Raw genomic sequence first — 18,239 nt, 5'->3', positions numbered from 1 at the left:
ATTCTAGATACTAATGAGTTAAAAATAGGACTTCACTCAAGATATGTCAATAGGCCATGTAAAGTTCCATTTTGGTAACTTTGTATGGGTAAATGATATCTAGAGTAACCAAAAAAGGACTTTAGTTCGATTTTGATAAGCCTGGAATAAAACAAGGAGTAGGTTGGCGCTAAGAATACGCGTCTAAAAAGAGAAAACCGATGTTGATGAATACGCTATTTGATTTATTCAAACAACGTATCAGCTTGGTCAAAAACAATTGGTCTTCCCTGTTGATTGGTGGATGCTACCAGCATCTTTGCTTGTAATATGACTTGTTGATCATGGCAACGTATCACTTTCTGATAAAAAGCAAATTTGAGCTTTGACTCACGTTCAGCATGCGTTTCTATGTAAAATGTGTCCCCGCTTTTTAATGAGCGCTTGTAATCAATTTCAGCACGAATTAACACCAAGTTAATTCCCTGTTCGGTTATTTTTGCAAAATCCAACCCTTTGGTTTTTATGAATTTATGACGAGCATGCTCAAGATAATTTTGATAGACCGCGTTATTGACTATGCCTTGCATATCACATTCATAGTCTCTTACTTCTAAAAGTATTTGGTTCGATTGGAATTCAAACGATGTCACAATATTCTACCTTTATACATGATGAGCAATGCGATTTTTGCCAGAGCGTTTCGCATACGTTAAATAATGTTGAGCTCGCTGTACTAGTTCCGTTGGACCTTCATCACCTAGTAATGTCGCTACACCTATGGATACTGTAATTTGCTTCAACAACGTATTGCTGTCTTTGTTGCGGATCTTCTGATTTGAAATATTCAATCGAACGGCATCCGCCAGTTCAGAGGCTTCACCAAGCTCCATGTCATTGATTAATACCGCAAACTGACCGCCTTTAAGACGCGCAACATACGCTCGATCAGGTAAAAAGCTTGATACCGTCTTTGCTATATACAAAATAAGTGAAGATCCGACTTTCTTGCCATAATCTTGATTTATTTGGGCCAAATTATCGATATCCATCATCAAGAGGGTCAGGTCATCTTCAGCGAAGGGGGCTAAAGAGAATAGGGTGCGTTCAAATCCTTTCTCGTTTGCCAATAGGGTCATCTGATCTACTTCAGTGCTTTTCTTAACCTCAGCTAATTCTCGTCTAAGACGCGTCAATTCATTTTGAACTTCCGACACGGTTTGACCAAATTGCTCTACTACTTGGTTAGCTTTGAACGTACGTCGATCAAGCAAATTCGCAATGTGTATGAGTTTTTCTTTGTCTGTATTTACTTTTAATGCTGCACGGGTATGACTGAGAGACTGAGTAAAGGTCGACAGCTCTTTAGTAACAGAAGCACTCTCGTCATTCAGTTTCTCTGTAAGTTCGTCCAGGCTTTTGTGTTGTGCATTTGCTTGCTTAATGTCATCAGCAATAATAAATTCATTGAACAGTTCTTTTGAAACAAAGGCCGGTAAGCTGCCGAAACGACGAATGGTGCGGTCAACAACTTGATTCAATTTGGGGTTGTTATTTGACGCGTATTCATACCAAATACCATAATTGTATGGCGTTGGCGGAATGTCCAACTTGACCATTAATGGAAGGGCCGAACGCATAAGCTGATTGGCCTGTTTCATACTATGTTGGAACATAGGTACCTCTACTGCAACTCATCACCATTAAAGAGTCTTTTTTTGGCGGTATTCCATCTTTTGAGTAATTACTCAGCCATATCGATGATGTTGATATATATAAAAAATTGACAGAAATATGAGCTTATCTAATTAAAGGCCATTATTGTGATTTTAGCCACCCACAAATTTACTGGAATAGCCTTCTTTTTCAAGCAGTGTTTTCAGTTTTTGTCGGTTATCACCTTGAATTTCGATTTGGCCGTCTTTGACAGAGCCACCTGTACCGCATTGCGCCTTAAGCTTTTTGGCTAAGCTTTTTAGTTGGGATTCTGTTAAAGGTAGTCCTTTTACCGTTGTCACCCCTTTACCTTTGCGGCCTTTCGTTTCCAGCGCGATTTTAACGTTACCGTCACCGACAATTTCTGTTGTTTGGCATTGACACCCAGAGAAGGGTTGTTCACAGTCTGGACATAAACGTCCCTGATCTGTGGAATAAACGACATTACGATTCTTCATAACTAACTTCTAAAATGTTTATACAGCTTAAAATAAGTATATCACTTCAAGGAAGGGGCTTAAGTGAATATTAGTAATATTAAAACAAGAAAGCGCAATTTTTGGTGAACTGGTCTAACATTTAAATACGCTTCAATGACACTAAAGACACATGAACAATTTACTGTACATACGCCCTGCAAAATTAGAAGATTTAGTCAATATTTTGCAATTTGAAACAAACAATCAAGAATGGTTTGCTCATTTCTTACCTCATTATGTAGACCATAGACCAACACCAACTTTGTTAAAAAAAAGACTTAAAAGCCAAGAGGCAGGAATGCAGTTTTTAGTCTGTTTACATGATGGCAAAATCATTGGTCGTTTCAATGCCCAATACTTGGACAGAACTAAAGAAATTATTGAAGTCTCGTATCGCATAGATAAACACTTTATAAATCGTGGCATCGCGCGATTTGCCTTGAAGCATCTATTGCTTGTCTGGGCATGCCGTGGGGTAAAAGAAATTTATGCGAAAGTCGCTGATTTTAATAAATCTTCAATGAAAGTCTTGTTATCCTGCGGTTTTTGGGTTGATGAATATTGCCCAGAAACGGTTAATCTAAAAGCGCAACCTCAAGGAGGGTGGGTTTTTAGGTGGTCGGCAAACCAACAGCCAGGCCAAGACTTTAATCAACTTGATAGGGTGTTATCCTATTAATCACATCTTGTAACGTATCAGGGAACTCAGCCTGAATGGTTAACCTATGGCCATTAATTGGATGAGTAAAAGACAAAGAAGAAGCATGTAACATGAGTCGTAATTCTTCTCCCCATTCCGCTCGTAAGGCTTTGTTTATGTGCCGACAGCCATAACACGTATCACCAACTAATGGATTGAGCAGATGTTTAAAATGCCGGCGTATTTGATGCTTACGACCTTGTTTGGGCGTCACTTCTAATAAACTTAACCGCATTTCAGGGTAACGACTTACTGGAATGGGGAGTTGATATCGATGCAGTCGCTTAAAAAATGTTTCTGCTTCTTTTTCTGTGCCGGAAATTTTGAATCGGGCACGACCTTTTTGTTCATTCAATTTGGCAAGAGGGTAATTGATTTTACCTTCTTCTGGACTGAATCCACGCACTAAACAATGGTAAATTTTATCGGTTTGGGATTGACTAAATTGCTCCGCCAAACTACGGGCGATCTCAGGCGAAAATGCCATCACTAAAACACCAGACGTCCCTCGGTCTAATCGATGGACGGGAAATACCCATTGTCCGGTTTGATCCCTTAAACGTTGAACGACAGCATCTTCTTCGCCTTTTGCCAAATACGTTCGATGCACCAGTAAACCAGCGGGCTTGTTTACGGCCACAAGAAAATCGTCTTGATAAAGAATGTCGAGCGTCATTTTTGAGTTTCTACAAACGCGTGTATACGATTAATGGCAATCTGCACTAACTTTTCCATCGCGCCTTGACTTGCCCACGCAACATGGGGCGTCAGTAAGAAGTTAGGGTATTGTGTTAAACGGCATAATGGCGAGTTGCTTGGCATAGGTTCTTGTGCTGCAACATCAAACGCCGCGCCAGCAATTTGTTTTGATTCTATGGCTTTAACAAGAGCTTCTTCATTGACGATACCGCCTCGGCCCATGTTTATCAGTAATGCATGATTTCGCATTCGCTTAAATTCACGTTCACTTATTAAATTTTGAGTCTCCGGGGTTAAAGGGCAATGCAAACTGATGATGTCAGCGTCCTGAATGGCTTGGTCAAAAGAAACATAACCATCACGTATATCTGCTCGATTTTTCCTTTCTACAAACATGACTTGCATGCCAAATGCCTTTGCCAGTATAGAAACTTGTGTTCCCAATTGACCGCTACCGATAATGGCTATTTTCGAACCCGATAAATCTTTAATGGGGTAATCCATTAAACAAAAGAATTCCGATTTCCCCCAAGCACCAGACTGTACTTCTTGAAGGTAGGGCACAAGATTACGACGCAGTGCTAACAACATGGCAAATGTGTGTTCAGGGACACTGGTGGTGGAATATCCTTCTACATTTTGTACTTTTATGCCTTTTTCTTCACAAGCTTCCATGGCTACGTTATTGGTTCCTGTCGCCATCACTTGAATGAGTTTCAGGGCTGAGGCGTTGTTAATTTGCTCGCGACTGATCACCACTTTATTTGTGAGTACAATATCAGCATCTTGGATGCGCTCAACGACTTCTGTTTCATGAGTGTTATGGTATTCAACATAGTTGGTAATGCTCTTGTTGAAGTGAATGCTCAAATTTTCAGGGAAGGAGCCTCTGTCTAAAAAAACGGCTTTCATTAATTTTCCTTATTTTTCGTCTAATAATGGCTGTAAATATGGCAGGATATTTTCTAGCACTATCGGTTGGCCTGCTTTATTAGGGTGTAGTCCGTCATTTTGCATAAGTTCTTTATTGAGCGCGACGTTTTGCAGCATGAAGGGCAAATAGGCAATTTGATATTGATCGGCAACGTCTTTGTAGAGCTCAAAAAACATTTTGGTGTAACGTTTACCATAATTTTGAGGGATCTGGTTGCCAATTAGCAATACCTTAGCGTCAAGGTTCTGAGACTGTTCGACCATGTTTTTCAGATTGTCTTTGGTCTGGTTTAACGGGTAACCACGTAAGGCATCATTGGCACCGAGTTCTAATACGACCCATTCAGGTTGATATTGCTCTAGTAATGCCGGAAAACGAGACAAGCCACCTTGAGTCGTTTCACCACTAACACTGGCATTGATCACGTTAATATTTGGGTGTGATTGATTTAATTGATTTTTAAGTAAACTTACCCAACCATCTTGTTGTCTTAGATTATAAGCAGCACTTAGACTGTCGCCCATGACAAGTAAATTGGCGGCAAAAGAACTGTTCGTCAGAAGCAGCAAGGTAAATGCGAAAACGAATTTTTGAATGATTTTTACAAACATATTTAACCTTTAGAGTATTTAAACATGAGCAATAGAACGGCGATTAAAGTCAGTAATCTTACTCACACAGTGAACTCAAATACAGGGGATTTAACCATATTGAAAGGAATCAATATGGAAATACTGGAGAGTCAATCTGTCGCAATCGTCGGTGCATCTGGCTCAGGCAAGTCGACATTACTTGGTCTATTGGCAGGATTGGATATTAACACGTCAGGGGATATTTTTGTTTATGATCAAGCATTTTCAGCATTAAGCGAAGAAAAACGCGCCATAATACGAGGTCAGTACGTTGGCTTTGTCTTCCAATCATTTCACTTGCTGCCAAGCTTACAAGCGATCGAAAATGTAATGCTGCCAGCGGAATTAAAAGGGGACAAAGACGCACGACAAAAAGCGGAAGCTTTATTACAAAAAGTTGGCTTATCTCATCGCTTAACCCATTATCCTAATCAATTGTCAGGGGGGGAGCAGCAACGTGTTGCGATCGCCAGAGCGTTTGCTTCTCAGCCTAAGATCCTATTTGCAGACGAACCAACTGGAAACCTAGATGAAGAAAACGGTAAATTGATTATCGATTTGCTGTTTGACCTTAACCAATCACAAGGCACGACTCTTGTCATGGTAACCCACGATAATGAACTTGCTAAAATGTGTGATCGTCAATTGATCATGTCATCCGGTCAGCTAACGGAAAAGTCCCTATGATGTTCATATTTCGATTAATGGTTCGAGATTTTCGCAGCGGCGATTTGCTCACACTGTTGGCCGCGCTCGTTATATCGGTCGGTACAGTAACCTCTATTGGGCTCTTTATTGACCGCTTACAACTGTCGTTCGAAGAGCAATCTGCTAACTTATTGGCGGCTGATCGTTTGGTCCGAAGTGATGAGAGCATCCCATTAGGTTGGGTTCAAAAAGCAGATGATCTGAGTTTAGTGCAAGCTCAAAGAACATCTTTTACAACCATGATGTTCGCAAAAGACAGTTTGCAACTGGCACAAATCAGTGCTGTTACCGATTCCTATCCTCTAAGAGGCGCTTACTTAGTTGATCAAACACTATTCGGTCAGGGGCAACAATGGACCCAACCACCAGCCACAGGGGAAGTTTGGCTGTCTTCTAGGTTGGCTAGCATGCTGGGGGTCAGCCTTGGCGATAAAGTGGAAATAGGGGAAGCTGAATTTAGTGTTACCAGGTTTTTAGTTCGGGACCCGGGCTCAACAACCTCTGCCTTTGCTATTTCACCAAGGGCAGTAATCAATGACAAGGATTTAGCAAAAACACAGGTAATCATTCCTGGAAGTCGAGTGCGTTACTCCCTCTTGCTCGCTGGAAATAGAGATGCCTTGCAAGAATACGGCGATTGGTTGGCACCGCAATTGGTGGATGGTCAGCGATGGCGCACACCATCACAAAGTAGCGATCGCGTTGGTAATACCATCAGTCGAGCGGAATCTTTCTTATTGTTAGCTGGTACGTTGGCCGTGGTGATGTCTGGTATTGCCATGGCATTGGCGTCTGCACGATTTGTGAAACGTCATCTGATGCAAGTTGCCATCTTAAAAACCATTGGAGCGACCCCTAAATTCTTAAGCTTGGCTTTTCTTCAACAACTAAGCTTACTCTTCTGTGTTGGTACCTTAATTGGCTTAGCGATAGGCTGGGGGATACAAGAAATCATCGCCTCATTACTGTCTGGTTTGATGTCGACTGAATTACCGTCACCTTCTATTAGTCGTTTATGGCTGGGAATTGCAACAGGTTTGGTATCAATGTTGGCGTTTTGTTTGCCTCTGGTGATGCGTTTAATCAAAATTTCACCGCTTTCAGTATTACAACCCACGGCTAAAATTGAGCAAAACACAGCCATTATTTACTGTCTTGGTTTTGCTGGTATGTACGCGCTCATGTGTATTTATACTAAAGGCTTCTTACTACCTAGTGTCATGACATTGAGTATTGTTGGTATTGGTTTAATTGTCGGATTAATTGGTATTGGAGCGTTTAAACTGGGCAGAAGGTTAACTTCTGGCGCAACCAGTGGCTGGCAAATTGGTCTTGCTTCATTATATCGCCGCTTGGTACCAAACTTATTCCAGCTGTTGGTTTTTACCTTGATCATTATGTTGACGTTAATCCTAATCGGTGTGCAATCGAGTCTAATCAGTGATTGGCAAAAGCAACTTCCTGAAGATGCGCCTAATCACTATATTTTTAATGTTCAGAGCAATCAAATAGACGCTATTGATCAAACCAGCCAAGCATTACAGATACCACATTCAGATTGGTATCCTATGGTACGAGGTCGTGTCATAAAAATTAATGATGATAATGTAGACGACTTATATCCTGAGGGGCGTAATGAACCTGAATTAGTGGACCGTGAATTAAACCTCACTTGGTCTGATCAACTGGGGCAGGGGAACACACTTCTTGAAGGTGATTTCTCCGCTGAGGGACTATCCATTGAGCAGCGCGTAGCGCAAGAGGTTGGTGTTTCTATTGGTGACACACTCACCATTAACATTGGTGGCAATATTGTTACCTTGCCCATCACTTCAGTAAGAGAAGTGGATTGGGGAACAATGCAGCCTAACTTCTATTTGATATTGCCTAAGCAAGCTCTGCAAGATTACCCTGCTAATTTCGTGAGCAGCCTGTTTGTGGACGATGATAAAGCGCAGAACTTTTATAAAGGCATGTCGAATTACCCCACGGTTTCGATTTTGAATGTGGGCGATATCTTAAAACAGATTCAAACCATTATCGGGCAATTGTCTCAAGCCATTCAATTAGTCCTCTTGTGTATCTTGTGTGCCGGCGGTTTAGTATTGCTGGCCAGTGTAAGGTCCACCCTAGAGGAAAGGTTGGAAGAAGGTGCTTTATTAAGAGTGTTGGGAGCAAAAAGTAGTTTAGTCAGACAATCAATATTTGTTGAATTTGGTGCGTTAGGATTCTTCTCTGGGGTGATCTCTGCGCTTGGAGCCGAACTATGTCTTTACGGTCTGCAAGTTTACGTCTTTAATACCCAAGCTAATTGGCATCCGAACCTATGGTTATTCGGACCACTGATTGGTGTATGTGTCATTTTGACCATTGGTGTATTTGCCAGCCGTAAGGTGTTGAATGTGCCGCCGATGCATTTATTGCGCGATCTCTGATTTTACCTCAAATAAGGTTTGTAATGTTTAAAGAGCAAAAAGGCTACATTGTCAGTCGCCATACGAAAGAAGTGAATGGCCAGATCGAAATGAGCCTTTTTGTCAAAACGCCTGACGGGACGGTAAAAGTCATACCAGATCGTCAACAAACCAGCTTTTTTAGCACTATCCCGATTTCAGAACTTCCTACCGACATCAATGGCGTTCTGTATCATGCTACTGAGCTCAGTTCATTTGAACATCAAGCGGTTACCTTAATCCAAACCAATAGCATGATCTTACACAGACAAATTTTGAAATTTGTTAAACAAACAGGTCATGCGGTTTTTGAAGAAGACATTAAGCCACATGATCGTTATTTAATGGAAAGAAGCATTCGTGGCGCCATTCGATTTATAGGTATGGTTGAGCAGGGTGAATCCGTTTATAAACAAGCTAAGGTGATTGCAGGAGATTACTCACCAAATTGGACTATTTGGTCGTTAGACATTGAAACCTCGGTAACACACAACAAAATCTTGTCTATTGGCGTTACCAATGATCAACTTCGGCAAGCCTTTGTAGTGGCGCCTGAAAATACCAGCTTAGAGCATGTCACCGCGTTTGCCGATGAGCGAAGTTTGCTACTCGGTTTCATGCAATTTGTAAAAAAATACAACCCAGATATATTCATAGGTTGGAATTTGATTGGTTTTGATCTTCATTTTATTGATCAGCGTTGCCAACAGTTGGGCATTCGTGCAGCTTTTGGCGTGAATGGAGAAACATGGAATATTCGCTCCTCAGACAATCAAGGCAAATACTTTGCCTCTATTCCTGGAAGAGTGGCTTTAGACGGCATTACCTTACTTAAGGTGGGGGGCTATCACTTTGAGTCATACAGTTTAAACAATGTCAGCCACGAAATCTTAGGTGACAGTAAGCTGTTACATGGCGGTGATCGTTGGCAAGAAATAGAGCGGATGCATCAGCATGATCTGGCTTCTTTTGTGGCTTACAATTTACAAGACTGCGATCTAGTATGGCGTATTTTTAAGCAGCTAAAATTGATCGAACTACAGCAGACCCGAGTGGATCTCACTGGCATACCCATGGAGCAAACTGGTGGTTCGGTTGCTTCTTTCGAAAACCTTTATATCCCACGCTTGCATCAAGCCGGGTACGTTGCACCAGCATGGAAAGACGAAGCCTTTGTTGCCAGTCCCGGTGGTTTTGTCATGAACTCCCTTCCAGGTCTTTATAAAAATGTCTTAGTGTTCGACTTCAAAAGCCTCTACCCCAGTATTATTCGAACTTTTTTCATTGACCCTTTAGCTCGTATATCAGCACAAAATACCCCACAACAAGGTATTCAGCATATTGTGCCTGGTTACTTGGGAGCACACTTTGATGTAGAGCAGGCTATTTTGCCAGAATTGGTTGGGGAACTTGCTAAAGCCAGAGAAGATGCGAAATCATCTCATAATGACATCTTAAGTTATGCCATTAAAATCATCATGAACTCTTTCTACGGCGTACTAGGATCAAATGTGTGTCGCTTTTATCATGCTGAACTGGCCAGCTCGATCACAATGCGTGGGCATGAGATATTGCAACTCACTAAAAGCTGGATGGAAGAGAAGGGCGCCAAAGTTATTTATGGCGATACCGATTCCTTATTCGTAGTGCTAAACGATGACAGTGATAAACCAGAAGTGTTAGGCAAGCGCTTATGTGAGGAAATTAATCAAACCTTAACTGCATGGTGTCGTAACTATGCCAATGTGGACTCTCACTTAGAACTTGAGTTTGAAACCCTCTATGAACGCTTCTTTATGCCAACCATTCGCGGTCAAGAAGAAGGCAGTAAAAAGCGTTATGCCGGTAAAACCAATAACAAAATTGTATTCAAAGGCCTAGAGGCCGCGCGCACCGATTGGACAAAGTTGGCGAGGGAATTTCAGCGCAATCTTTTTGACATTATCTTTAATGATGAAAACCCTATTGCTTATATACAATCTGTCATCGAGCAGCTCAAAGCGGGCCAACTTGATGAATGGCTGGTCTACAGTAAGCAATTAAGTCGACCTCTGGCCGCGTATTCTAAACACAAACCACCTCATGTGCGTGCCGCAATGATGATTGATGAAAAGCGCGCCAACCTTGGCTTACCTTTGGAATACAATAAAGGGCGAAAGCGGGTAAATTATGTTTATCAGACATCTGGGGTGATGCCCTATGAGACACATGCCGATCTATGTCATTTAGATTATGAGCACTATATTGAAAAACAACTCGTTCCGATTGCGGATAGTGTTCTCCCTATCTTTAAAACAAACATGGCAAGTTTGTTATCACAGCAAATTTCGTTGCTTTAAGTTACGTCGCTGTTAGGGGATAAATTAAACAGTCTATGTGTATTATCAACCGTGGCTTCGATTAATGCTTCAACTGACATCCCTCGTAATCGAGCCACTTCTTCTGCCACATAGGGAAGGTATTTTGGGTGGTTCTTTTTCGGCCTAGGCCGTATGTTTCTAGGCAATAAATACGGCGCATCCGTTTCCAATAGCAATTTATCCAAAGGAATGTGAGGCAGTGAAGATTGTAGGTCGTAACCTCGTCTTTCATCGCAAACCCAGCCCGTTATGCCAATATAAAGCCCAAGCTCTAGATAATGGTCTAATTCTTCCTTTGAACCTGTAAAACAGTGAATGACGGAATGCTGAGCAACTTCGGGATGCTGTCTCAAAGTTTCAATCATTTCTTGATGAGCATCTCTTTCATGTAGATAAAGAGGTAAACTGAATTCTTTGGCCAGTTCGATCTGTTGGTGAAAAGCAAATCGTTGTTGCTCCGGAGTAGAATAATTGCGGTTAAAATCTAAACCTGTTTCTCCAATGGCGACGGCTTGATGAGTATTGAGTAGCTCTCGGAATACTTGCTGGCTTTTCATATGCCAGGTTTTAGCTTGATGAGGGTGACAACCAATGGTTTGCCAAAGGCTTGGATGACGTTGGCAATGTTGTGCTAATAACAGACTTTCTTCAATATCTGACGCAATACAAATGATGCCGTTGATCCCATGCTGCTTTATCTCTAACAATGTGTGTTCTAAATCGTCCAAAAATATGGAATGATTTAAATTAACGCCAATGTCTATCATATTTGTGACATCTCTCTTGCCATGGTCAGACTATCGATATAAATGTTTTTTAACATTTCTTTGGATATATTCTTCATCGCCAATTGTTCAAACGGAATTTTTTCCCAACGACCTGATTCATATGCTTCGACCATTCGCAATACGCCGCCTAAGTTACCTTGGTATTCTAACAGGGCTTTGGTGATGTTAGTGTCTAAAGGAAGATCTTTTAGTAATGTGGCCAGATCTTCATCGTAAAAGCTTGGCAAATATGAAAACAAACCAACTAAAAAACCGCCTTCCAATTTTGGAAACAAAATTGCGCTAATGTTATTGCAGAAACAAGCTCGAGACACTGCCATAGAGAATAAACAATCAGGTTTTCCTGGCACACTACTGAGCATAACTAGTCCCACCCACTTCACAAGATCTCGAACCCCAATGATTTCAACAGCTCGCTGTGCGTTGGTGACATTAAATTGGCTATGATATCGAGCGGTATGGGTTAGCTTAATAATTCTGTAGGTCAGCGTAGGATCTCGCTCAATACAATCAGCGAGAAGGCGAGGTGAAGTCTGATGATTGTTTAAATGATTGAGTAATTCAATGAGTATATCTTTATAAGCGATAATGCGCTTGCCTTTTACTTTGGTCATTTTACGGATGAAGGTGCCACTAAAATAAGCGTTCGGTAAGGCCTCTTTAAGACGATCAAAATCTTGAGCCTGCTCAATTTTATGAATCCAGATATTTTTTAATGCAATATCTGGATGTTCGCTCGATACTAAGATTTTGTCTAAAGAAAACTGTTCCAAATCGTATAAAACATACGAAAACAGATTCATGAACTCACTGTCATAGTCATCAGGTTCAGGATTAATAAGTCCAAATTGGTAGCCGTCTAAGCGTGATTCGGAAAGGTTATCTATGTACATTTGCTGATCTAGAATCGAACAGTCAATGAAAAGCGTCACCTGTAGCCCATTAAGTTCGGGCAATTTAGTTAACTGATCAATTGAACCAATGTAAAAAATCGCTTTTTGCTGAGTTAACTCATTGAGGTTAACATCCACAAATAGAGAACTGAAAAATGCTTGTTCATCATGATATAAAGCATCTTCAGGATGAAGAAGATGATAAGCCATTGTTTGAGATTTATGGTTCACGACTGCTTTACGACAAAAAAGCACATCATCGTTTTTCATCTCATTTCCCTATAATTATAAAGACAACACAAAAAAATACTGTAACCCATAGCTGAATACAATATCATGGTTATAATGGAATAACGCCTTTATTTGAAAATGTGTGGAGTGATGTATGGCGAGCATGTTAGACGCTGTAGACCAAAGAACCAAGTTAGTGGGTGAAAACCGCCTTGAATTACTGATGTTCCGCCTTGGTGGAATGCAAATGTTTGCAATCAATGTTTTTAAAGTTCAAGAGGTTGTGCAGCTCCCCAAACTCAACTTAATGCCCCATAGACATCCTTCCGTTGCAGGGGTGACACACTTTCGTGGTCGTACTATTCCAGTAATTGATTTGTCAGAATCCATTGGCATGAAACCGATTGAACGTAATGAATCCTGCAATTTAATTGTTACCGAGTACAACAATACCGTTCAGGGGTTCATGGTTGGCGAAGTAGATCGCATTATCAACATGAACTGGAATGAAATCCTGCCACCGCCAGATGGTGCTGGACGACAACATTACTTAACGGCCATCACTAGGGTAAATGATCGTATTGTTGAGATCATTGATGTTGAGAAAGTGCTTGCTGAAATTTCACCCTATGACAGTACTGTTAGTGATGATGTTATTGATAATGATCTTATGGCGCTGGCGAAAGGTTTAGAAGTACTAGTAGTTGATGATTCATCCGTCGGTCTTGCACAATGTCGTTCTACTCTAGACTTTATGGGAATTACAGTTCACACCGCGACAGATGGTAAACGCGGTTTAGAGAGGCTAAAAACATGGGCAGATCAGGGTGAAACTGTACCGGAAAAACTGCTGATGATGATTACCGATGCTGAAATGCCAGAAATGGATGGCTATCGATTGACTCGGGAAGTGCGTGAAGATCCAAGACTTAAAGATTTGTATATTGTTCTGCATACATCATTAAGTGGCAGCTTTAACAAAGCCATGGTACAAAAAGTGGGTTGTGATGATTTTTTGTCTAAATTCCAACCAGATAAACTGGCTTCTTTAATCCAAGATCGGATTAGAAGTGTTGTCTATCGAGACTAATTTATAACGTATCTAATGAAGCGGGCTTACGGTCCGCTTTTTTGTCTTTCATTTACCTCATGTAATGATATAAATCATGCCAGTTGAATTTACTGTATTTCTATTTTTAATGGGCTTAGGTTGTGGTTTGGTAAGCGCACAAATAAAAGTCTCTCCCGCATTAACCTGCCTCACATCCTTATACTTTTTTTTACCTGCGATTGACATTCCCGTAGAGAATTTAATCTCTGTTATTATCGCATCAACCATTGTGGCTTGTTTACCAACGCACCTTTATTCTTGGTTAAAAGGAATGAAATCTGGTCAAGTTGAGTACGCCTTACTATTAAAATACGCGCCTGGCTTCGCCATGGGGGGCGTCATTGGTGCGCAATTGGTTAGCTTAGCCAGTTTTCAAGTAATATTGGCTTTTCTATCTTTTTCTCTGTTACTAAGTGTCTTCGTCAGTACAATGCAATGGCGTTATATCAAATTGCAGTCCATTCCAAACTTCCCGCTTCCGATTGGCTTGCTAGCTGGTGGAATAAGCTTGTTAGGGGGGAATGATGGTCATATCGTTTCCCGCTTACTTAATCACTTGCATCATCGTAACCCTGAAAACAGCGAAGGAACACTTCATGGTATGTCGTTATTTCTCTCTTTCGCGGCTTTGATCGGTTTTGTATTCCCTGCCGTACCTCCATCACTGCCTTCGATGATGTCATTAGGCTTTGGTCTTATAGGCTCCATTTACCTACCTGCAGCAACAACTTTGGCGGTTGGTTTGTTTCTCGGTACCTTGCTATCTCATTGGCAAGTTAGCCAGTATGAACATAAGATTTTGCTGGTATGCTTCAACTTATATTTAATCGTGTGTTTATTCAGGATTTGGCAATGATATTGCTATTAAAGCGGTGAGTTTGAACTTAAAATAACGTGAATTTACACGTTGTTCTGTGCTCAATGCCCTATAATGCATTGGTAAATTTCAAAGGTTTGTTTTAATGACTGATAATAAAAAAATTGGCGTGCTGTTGATGAATCTCGGTACGCCGGACGCACCTGAGACTGGGGCTGTTCGTCGCTACTTAAGAGAGTTTTTATCAGACTCCCGCGTGGTCGATTTAAATCCATTGCTGTGGAAGCCGATTTTGAACTTGGTGATTTTAACCCTTAGACCGCCTAAGGTGGCTAAGGTGTATCAACAAGTCTGGATGGATGAGGGTTCTCCTTTATTGGTATTGAGCCAACGCCTTAAAGACAAATTACAGACACAAGTCACGGAAGAGTTTCCTATGCCGGTCGCGGTAGAATTGGCTATGACATATGGAAATCCAAGTGTCGAGACCGCGGCAAACAAATTGAGGGCGCAAGGAGTAGATAAGATTCTGGTGATCCCAATGTACCCACAATTCTCATCAACTACGTCAGCGGCCGCTTATGATCGTCTTATGAAATCCTTAAAGTCGTGCCCACATTGGCCAGAGTTGCATTTGACTGGTGATTATGCGGATAACCCATTGTACATAACAGCGTTAGCAGATTCTGTTCGAGCGCAATGGGAAAAACAAGGTGAGCGACGTCATTTGGTTTTGTCTTATCATGGCATTCCAAAACGATACGTTAGTAATGGCGATCCGTATTCACGTCGTTGCGAGCTCACCAGTCGTTTAGTAGCAGAAGAACTTGAACTAGGTGATAGCGATTGGACTCATGTCTATCAGTCCCGATTTGGTCGTGAAGAGTGGTTAAAGCCATATGCTGATGAAACCCTTAGAGCATTGCCTGACATGGGTATTAAAAAAATCAATGTGATCAGCCCCGCTTTTTCAATTGACTGTATTGAGACCCTAGAAGAAGTAACGCTTGAGTTAGGTGATGAGTTTAAACACAGTGGCGGTGTGGCATTCGACTACATTCCAGCGTTAAACGACAGCCCTGACCAAATTTCGCTTTATATGAACATCATTGAAGAAAACATTAAAAACTGGACATGATATGACAAAATCACGCCAAGCTTTCAAAACCATCGCATTTGATGCGGATGATACTTTGTGGCGTAACGAAGAAATATTCATGAATGCTCAGGATGAGTTTATTCGCTTGCTTTCGCCCTATCATTCAGAAGCTTATATTCGTGAGCATCTTGGCGAGGTACAAGTCAGGAACCTAGGGCATTTTGGTTACGGCATTAAAGGCTTTACTCTTTCCATGATTGAAACCGCCATTGAGTTAACGGAAGGGCGCATTCTAGGCCGTGAAATTCAACAGATCATTGATCTTGCAAAATGCATGGTTGCTATGCCAGTTGAGGTGTTGCCAAACATTGAAGCAACACTCAAAGCACTTCAGTCAGAATATCGATTAATGGTGATAACGAAAGGGGACCTGCTTGACCAAGAAAGTAAGTTTGCTCGATCAGGCCTTGCCGATTACTTTGACGTCATTGAAGTGGTCAGTGACAAAATCCCGGCTACCTATGAACAGATTCTAGACAAGCATAATATCCAAAAAGAAGACTTCTTAATGGTAGGAAATTCTTTAAAGTCCGATGTTTTACCAGTGCTTGATATCGGTGCCACTGCGATTCACATTCCATACCATAGCACTTGGGCTCATGAACAAGTTGAGGATAACGTTCTGGCAAGTTATGACAATTTAATGCAGTTCACAGATGTAACGCTTGTGCTTGAGTATTTAAATGCTGAAAAAATTCAAGAGGAGTACGTATGAACATTAGCCGTTTGATGATTGTAATCATTGGCTTAGCGGTCAACTTGGCGCATGCAGACGAATCTAGCTTTGATAAAGCTAAAAACAATGTCATAGAATTTTGGCAAGAAGCCAAAGATACGACCTCTGACGTGGCAGATAAAACCGCAAAGAAAGCCAGTGACTTAAGTGGCAAAGCTTCTGAGTTTGGCGGCAAAGTAAGTAAAAACGCCAAAGAAACTGGCTCGATTGTTTGGGACAGTTTACAGGAAGCCGGCGCGGCGACGGCAGATGCTGCAAGAAAGGGCGCTTCTAAAGTGCGAGCTGTGTTAGCAGAAGACGACAAACGTGCCTGTCAGGAAGACTCTGCTCTTTGTTATAAAGAATAATTGTAATGTCAGAAGATCCTAAAACACCTCATTTGCCAAGCAGTCACTGGGAACAAGAGTTTCTAAAACAAGATGACGTGAAAGTCACTGTGGCTCAAGTTCGTTATCGCTGCCCAAAATGTCAAAGTTTATTAAGACAAAAGCAAGGCGCAAATGGCGTGTTCTGGGGCTGTGAATCCTACCCAAATTGTGACTACACAGCAAATGATGAGGAGGGGAGGCCTGTTCGAGCAAAGCGCTATTTATGCCCTGCCTGCCAATCTCCATTGCGCAAAAGACAGTTCAAAGATAATGTGTTTTGGGGTTGCTCAAATTACCCTGATTGTAAAGTTACAGTGGAAGATGATGATGGCGCACCATCAGCAACCAAGAAGTATCCATGTCGAGCCTGCGGTCACTACCTTGTTCGCAAGAAAAGTAAAAATGGCTACTTTTGGGGATGTATTACTTACCCAAAATGTACGCACACACTCAACGATGATAAAGGCTTACCTGAACTACGGAAGAAACGGTAAGACAGTATTATGTTTTCTCTGATTCAATAGCGCTTAGAGCGACATCTAAGCGGTCAAATTGAAACGGATAACCTTTTTTTAATAACCTGTCCGGGATGACTTTAGGGCCATAGGTTAACAGAGTCGACATTTCACCCAATATTACGTTTAACAGCCATTGTGGCGTCCAGATCAAAGCGGGGCGCTTTAAACTCTTTGCGTAGCATTTGGCAAACTCCGCTTGTGTGGCATTGTTCGGTGAAACCAAGTTATAAGCTCCCTGATAGGATTCATCTGTCATTGCCGTCATAATACACTGTTTAACATCCTCTAGATGGACCCAATTAAACCACTGTTTTCCGGAGGCAATCTTCCCGCCTAATCCCAAACGATATGGAAGTCTCATTGCTTCTAGGGCGCCACCATCTCCTAGTACAACCCCCAACCTAAAAATAACCACACGACTATCGTTTTGAGCAGAGTCTATTACGGAGCGCTCCCATAACTCACACAATTGATGAGCAAAGCCTGAAGTAGGCGGTGTATTTTCAGTAAACTCACCTTCATTGGTGACACCATAATAGCCAACGGCGGACATAGAAATGATGGTTTTAGGTGGATGTTGCAATAAATCAAAGATGCGATTGGTTAAATTAACTCGGCTGTTAAGCAAGGCTTGTTTACGTTTCGAAGTCCAACGTTGGGCGGCAATGCTTTCTCCCGCAAGATTAATGAACACATCAAACGTGTCTGTTATCTGAGATAGGGCAGAAAAATCAATTTGTTTAACCTCAATTGGCAGGTTGTTCGACTTTTTGCGAACAAGTGCGCAGATCTCTGAATCGGTCTTTAACAGCTCATCTAGCAATGAGCGACCAATAAAACCTGTAGCTCCCGTCATTAAAATCTTCATGGTAATTCCTTATGATTTTTCAATATTCAGATTAAGAGTAAACGTATAAAAACTAAAATTGGATCAACCAGTTCTTTGTTTTTGCGTTTT

The 18,239-nt window shown here is 41.4% G+C and carries 19 protein-coding genes; 10 read left to right on the top strand and 9 right to left on the bottom strand.

Annotation, left to right across the window (positions count from 1 at the left end; genetic code table 11):
• Positions 1 to 224: 224 nt before the first annotated feature.
• The 3 genes from ACHUFM_RS02410 to yciH all read right to left on the bottom strand — a co-directional run bounded on the left by ACHUFM_RS02410 (position 225) and on the right by yciH (position 2,153).
• Positions 225 to 632, bottom strand: coding sequence for an acyl-CoA thioesterase (locus tag ACHUFM_RS02410; protein WP_394179210.1), 408 nt, complete (start codon positions 630 to 632; stop codon positions 225 to 227).
• Positions 633 to 644: 12 nt separating this feature from the next.
• Positions 645 to 1,655 carry a GGDEF domain-containing protein gene (locus ACHUFM_RS02405; RefSeq protein ID WP_394179208.1) on the bottom strand — a complete coding sequence of 337 codons (1,011 nt, stop codon included), beginning with the start codon at positions 1,653 to 1,655 and terminating at the stop codon, positions 645 to 647.
• A gap of 153 nt (positions 1,656 to 1,808) precedes the next feature.
• Entirely contained in the window at positions 1,809 to 2,153 is a 345-nt protein-coding gene (yciH, locus tag ACHUFM_RS02400; RefSeq protein WP_394179206.1) for a stress response translation initiation inhibitor YciH, read from the bottom strand.
• 151 nt (positions 2,154 to 2,304) lie between these two features.
• Between yciH and ACHUFM_RS02395 the strand changes: the two genes are divergently transcribed.
• A complete protein-coding gene (locus ACHUFM_RS02395; protein ID WP_394179204.1) occupies positions 2,305 to 2,853 on the top strand; it encodes a GNAT family N-acetyltransferase in 549 nt (182 codons plus the stop codon).
• Here ACHUFM_RS02395 and ACHUFM_RS02390 read toward each other — a convergent pair.
• From ACHUFM_RS02390 to ACHUFM_RS02380, 3 genes are read right to left on the bottom strand one after another with little or no spacing between them, the layout of a single operon-like run.
• Entirely contained in the window at positions 2,822 to 3,550 is a 729-nt protein-coding gene (locus tag ACHUFM_RS02390; protein ID WP_394179202.1) for a pseudouridine synthase, read from the bottom strand. The two genes, ACHUFM_RS02395 and ACHUFM_RS02390, sit on opposite strands and share 32 nt — an antisense overlap.
• Complete coding sequence (locus ACHUFM_RS02385) at positions 3,547 to 4,485, bottom strand: D-2-hydroxyacid dehydrogenase (protein ID WP_394179200.1); 939 nt, start codon at positions 4,483 to 4,485, stop codon at positions 3,547 to 3,549. The genes ACHUFM_RS02390 and ACHUFM_RS02385 overlap by 4 nt, the downstream gene beginning before the upstream one ends.
• Positions 4,486 to 4,494: 9 nt before the next feature.
• Entirely contained in the window at positions 4,495 to 5,118 is a 624-nt protein-coding gene (locus tag ACHUFM_RS02380; RefSeq protein WP_394179199.1) for an arylesterase, read from the bottom strand.
• A 24-nt stretch (positions 5,119 to 5,142) separates the two neighbouring features.
• On the opposite strand from ACHUFM_RS02380, the gene ACHUFM_RS02375 reads away from it, so the two are divergent.
• Genes ACHUFM_RS02375 through ACHUFM_RS02365 form a run of 3 tightly spaced genes read left to right on the top strand, consistent with a single transcriptional unit; the run spans position 5,143 to position 10,639 of the window.
• On the top strand, positions 5,143 to 5,826 hold the full coding sequence (locus ACHUFM_RS02375) for an ABC transporter ATP-binding protein (RefSeq protein ID WP_394179197.1): 684 nt from the start codon (positions 5,143 to 5,145) through the stop codon (positions 5,824 to 5,826).
• Complete coding sequence (locus tag ACHUFM_RS02370) at positions 5,823 to 8,282, top strand: ABC transporter permease (RefSeq protein WP_394179195.1); 2,460 nt, start codon at positions 5,823 to 5,825, stop codon at positions 8,280 to 8,282. Before ACHUFM_RS02375 ends, ACHUFM_RS02370 begins: the two co-directional genes overlap by 4 nt.
• 23 nt (positions 8,283 to 8,305) lie before the next feature.
• Entirely contained in the window at positions 8,306 to 10,639 is a 2,334-nt protein-coding gene (locus tag ACHUFM_RS02365; protein WP_394179193.1) for a DNA polymerase II, read from the top strand.
• On the opposite strand, the gene ACHUFM_RS02360 is transcribed toward ACHUFM_RS02365, so the two are convergent.
• On the bottom strand, positions 10,636 to 11,427 hold the full coding sequence (locus ACHUFM_RS02360; RefSeq protein ID WP_394179191.1) for a TatD family hydrolase: 792 nt from the start codon (positions 11,425 to 11,427) through the stop codon (positions 10,636 to 10,638). The genes ACHUFM_RS02365 and ACHUFM_RS02360 overlap by 4 nt on opposite strands.
• Positions 11,424 to 12,611: an EAL and HDOD domain-containing protein gene (locus ACHUFM_RS02355; RefSeq protein WP_394179189.1), complete on the bottom strand. Its 1,188-nt coding sequence runs from the start codon at positions 12,609 to 12,611 to the stop codon at positions 11,424 to 11,426. The genes ACHUFM_RS02360 and ACHUFM_RS02355 overlap by 4 nt, the downstream gene beginning before the upstream one ends.
• 115 nt (positions 12,612 to 12,726) lie before the next feature.
• Between ACHUFM_RS02355 and ACHUFM_RS02350 the strand changes: the two genes are divergently transcribed.
• From ACHUFM_RS02350 to ACHUFM_RS02325, 6 genes are all read left to right on the top strand, one after another.
• Entirely contained in the window at positions 12,727 to 13,662 is a 936-nt protein-coding gene (locus ACHUFM_RS02350) for a chemotaxis protein CheV (protein WP_394179187.1), read from the top strand.
• Between the two features lie 76 nt (positions 13,663 to 13,738).
• On the top strand, positions 13,739 to 14,539 hold the full coding sequence (locus ACHUFM_RS02345; protein ID WP_394179185.1) for a TSUP family transporter: 801 nt from the start codon (positions 13,739 to 13,741) through the stop codon (positions 14,537 to 14,539).
• Between the two features lie 106 nt (positions 14,540 to 14,645).
• Positions 14,646 to 15,638, top strand: coding sequence for a ferrochelatase (gene hemH / locus ACHUFM_RS02340; protein ID WP_394179183.1), 993 nt, complete (start codon positions 14,646 to 14,648; stop codon positions 15,636 to 15,638).
• Position 15,639: 1 nt separating this feature from the next.
• The gene (locus tag ACHUFM_RS02335; protein WP_394179181.1) at positions 15,640 to 16,374 is read left to right on the top strand and encodes an HAD family hydrolase; all 735 of its coding nucleotides are present in this window, start codon (positions 15,640 to 15,642) and stop codon (positions 16,372 to 16,374) included.
• Positions 16,371 to 16,742: a hypothetical protein gene (locus ACHUFM_RS02330; RefSeq protein WP_394179179.1), complete on the top strand. Its 372-nt coding sequence runs from the start codon at positions 16,371 to 16,373 to the stop codon at positions 16,740 to 16,742. Before ACHUFM_RS02335 ends, ACHUFM_RS02330 begins: the two co-directional genes overlap by 4 nt.
• Before the next feature lie 5 nt (positions 16,743 to 16,747).
• Positions 16,748 to 17,257, top strand: coding sequence for a DNA topoisomerase family protein (locus ACHUFM_RS02325; protein ID WP_394179177.1), 510 nt, complete (start codon positions 16,748 to 16,750; stop codon positions 17,255 to 17,257).
• A 7-nt stretch (positions 17,258 to 17,264) separates the two neighbouring features.
• On the opposite strand, the gene ACHUFM_RS02320 is transcribed toward ACHUFM_RS02325, so the two are convergent.
• On the bottom strand, positions 17,265 to 18,149 hold the full coding sequence (locus ACHUFM_RS02320; protein ID WP_394179175.1) for a TIGR01777 family oxidoreductase: 885 nt from the start codon (positions 18,147 to 18,149) through the stop codon (positions 17,265 to 17,267).
• Positions 18,150 to 18,239: the final 90 nt, after the last annotated feature.

The sequence above is a fragment of the Marinomonas posidonica genome (genome assembly GCF_043643765.1).
Lineage (GTDB): Bacteria > Pseudomonadota > Gammaproteobacteria > Pseudomonadales > Marinomonadaceae > Marinomonas > Marinomonas posidonica_A.
This window is presented reverse-complemented; position numbering and strand designations above follow the sequence as displayed.

Bases quoted from the DNA above. Each gene is read 5' to 3' on its own strand.
- ACHUFM_RS02320 (WP_394179175.1), bottom strand. From the start codon at position 18,149: ATGAAGATTTTAATGACGGGAGCTACAGGTTTTATTGGTCGCTCATTG.
- ACHUFM_RS02390 (WP_394179202.1), bottom strand. From the start codon at position 3,550: ATGACGCTCGACATTCTTTATCAAGACGATTTTCTTGTGGCCGTAAAC.
- ACHUFM_RS02355 (WP_394179189.1), bottom strand. From the start codon at position 12,611: ATGAAAAACGATGATGTGCTTTTTTGTCGTAAAGCAGTCGTGAACCAT.
- ACHUFM_RS02345 (WP_394179185.1), top strand. From the start codon at position 13,739: ATGCCAGTTGAATTTACTGTATTTCTATTTTTAATGGGCTTAGGTTGT.
- ACHUFM_RS02395 (WP_394179204.1), top strand. From the start codon at position 2,305: ATGAACAATTTACTGTACATACGCCCTGCAAAATTAGAAGATTTAGTC.
- hemH (WP_394179183.1), top strand. From the start codon at position 14,646: ATGACTGATAATAAAAAAATTGGCGTGCTGTTGATGAATCTCGGTACG.
- ACHUFM_RS02385 (WP_394179200.1), bottom strand. From the start codon at position 4,485: ATGAAAGCCGTTTTTTTAGACAGAGGCTCCTTCCCTGAAAATTTGAGC.
- ACHUFM_RS02360 (WP_394179191.1), bottom strand. From the start codon at position 11,427: ATGATAGACATTGGCGTTAATTTAAATCATTCCATATTTTTGGACGAT.
- ACHUFM_RS02375 (WP_394179197.1), top strand. From the start codon at position 5,143: ATGAGCAATAGAACGGCGATTAAAGTCAGTAATCTTACTCACACAGTG.
- ACHUFM_RS02365 (WP_394179193.1), top strand. From the start codon at position 8,306: ATGTTTAAAGAGCAAAAAGGCTACATTGTCAGTCGCCATACGAAAGAA.
- ACHUFM_RS02335 (WP_394179181.1), top strand. From the start codon at position 15,640: ATGACAAAATCACGCCAAGCTTTCAAAACCATCGCATTTGATGCGGAT.
- ACHUFM_RS02350 (WP_394179187.1), top strand. From the start codon at position 12,727: ATGGCGAGCATGTTAGACGCTGTAGACCAAAGAACCAAGTTAGTGGGT.
- ACHUFM_RS02405 (WP_394179208.1), bottom strand. From the start codon at position 1,655: ATGTTCCAACATAGTATGAAACAGGCCAATCAGCTTATGCGTTCGGCC.
- ACHUFM_RS02370 (WP_394179195.1), top strand. From the start codon at position 5,823: ATGATGTTCATATTTCGATTAATGGTTCGAGATTTTCGCAGCGGCGAT.
- ACHUFM_RS02325 (WP_394179177.1), top strand. From the start codon at position 16,748: ATGTCAGAAGATCCTAAAACACCTCATTTGCCAAGCAGTCACTGGGAA.
- yciH (WP_394179206.1), bottom strand. From the start codon at position 2,153: ATGAAGAATCGTAATGTCGTTTATTCCACAGATCAGGGACGTTTATGT.
- ACHUFM_RS02380 (WP_394179199.1), bottom strand. From the start codon at position 5,118: ATGTTTGTAAAAATCATTCAAAAATTCGTTTTCGCATTTACCTTGCTG.
- ACHUFM_RS02330 (WP_394179179.1), top strand. From the start codon at position 16,371: ATGAACATTAGCCGTTTGATGATTGTAATCATTGGCTTAGCGGTCAAC.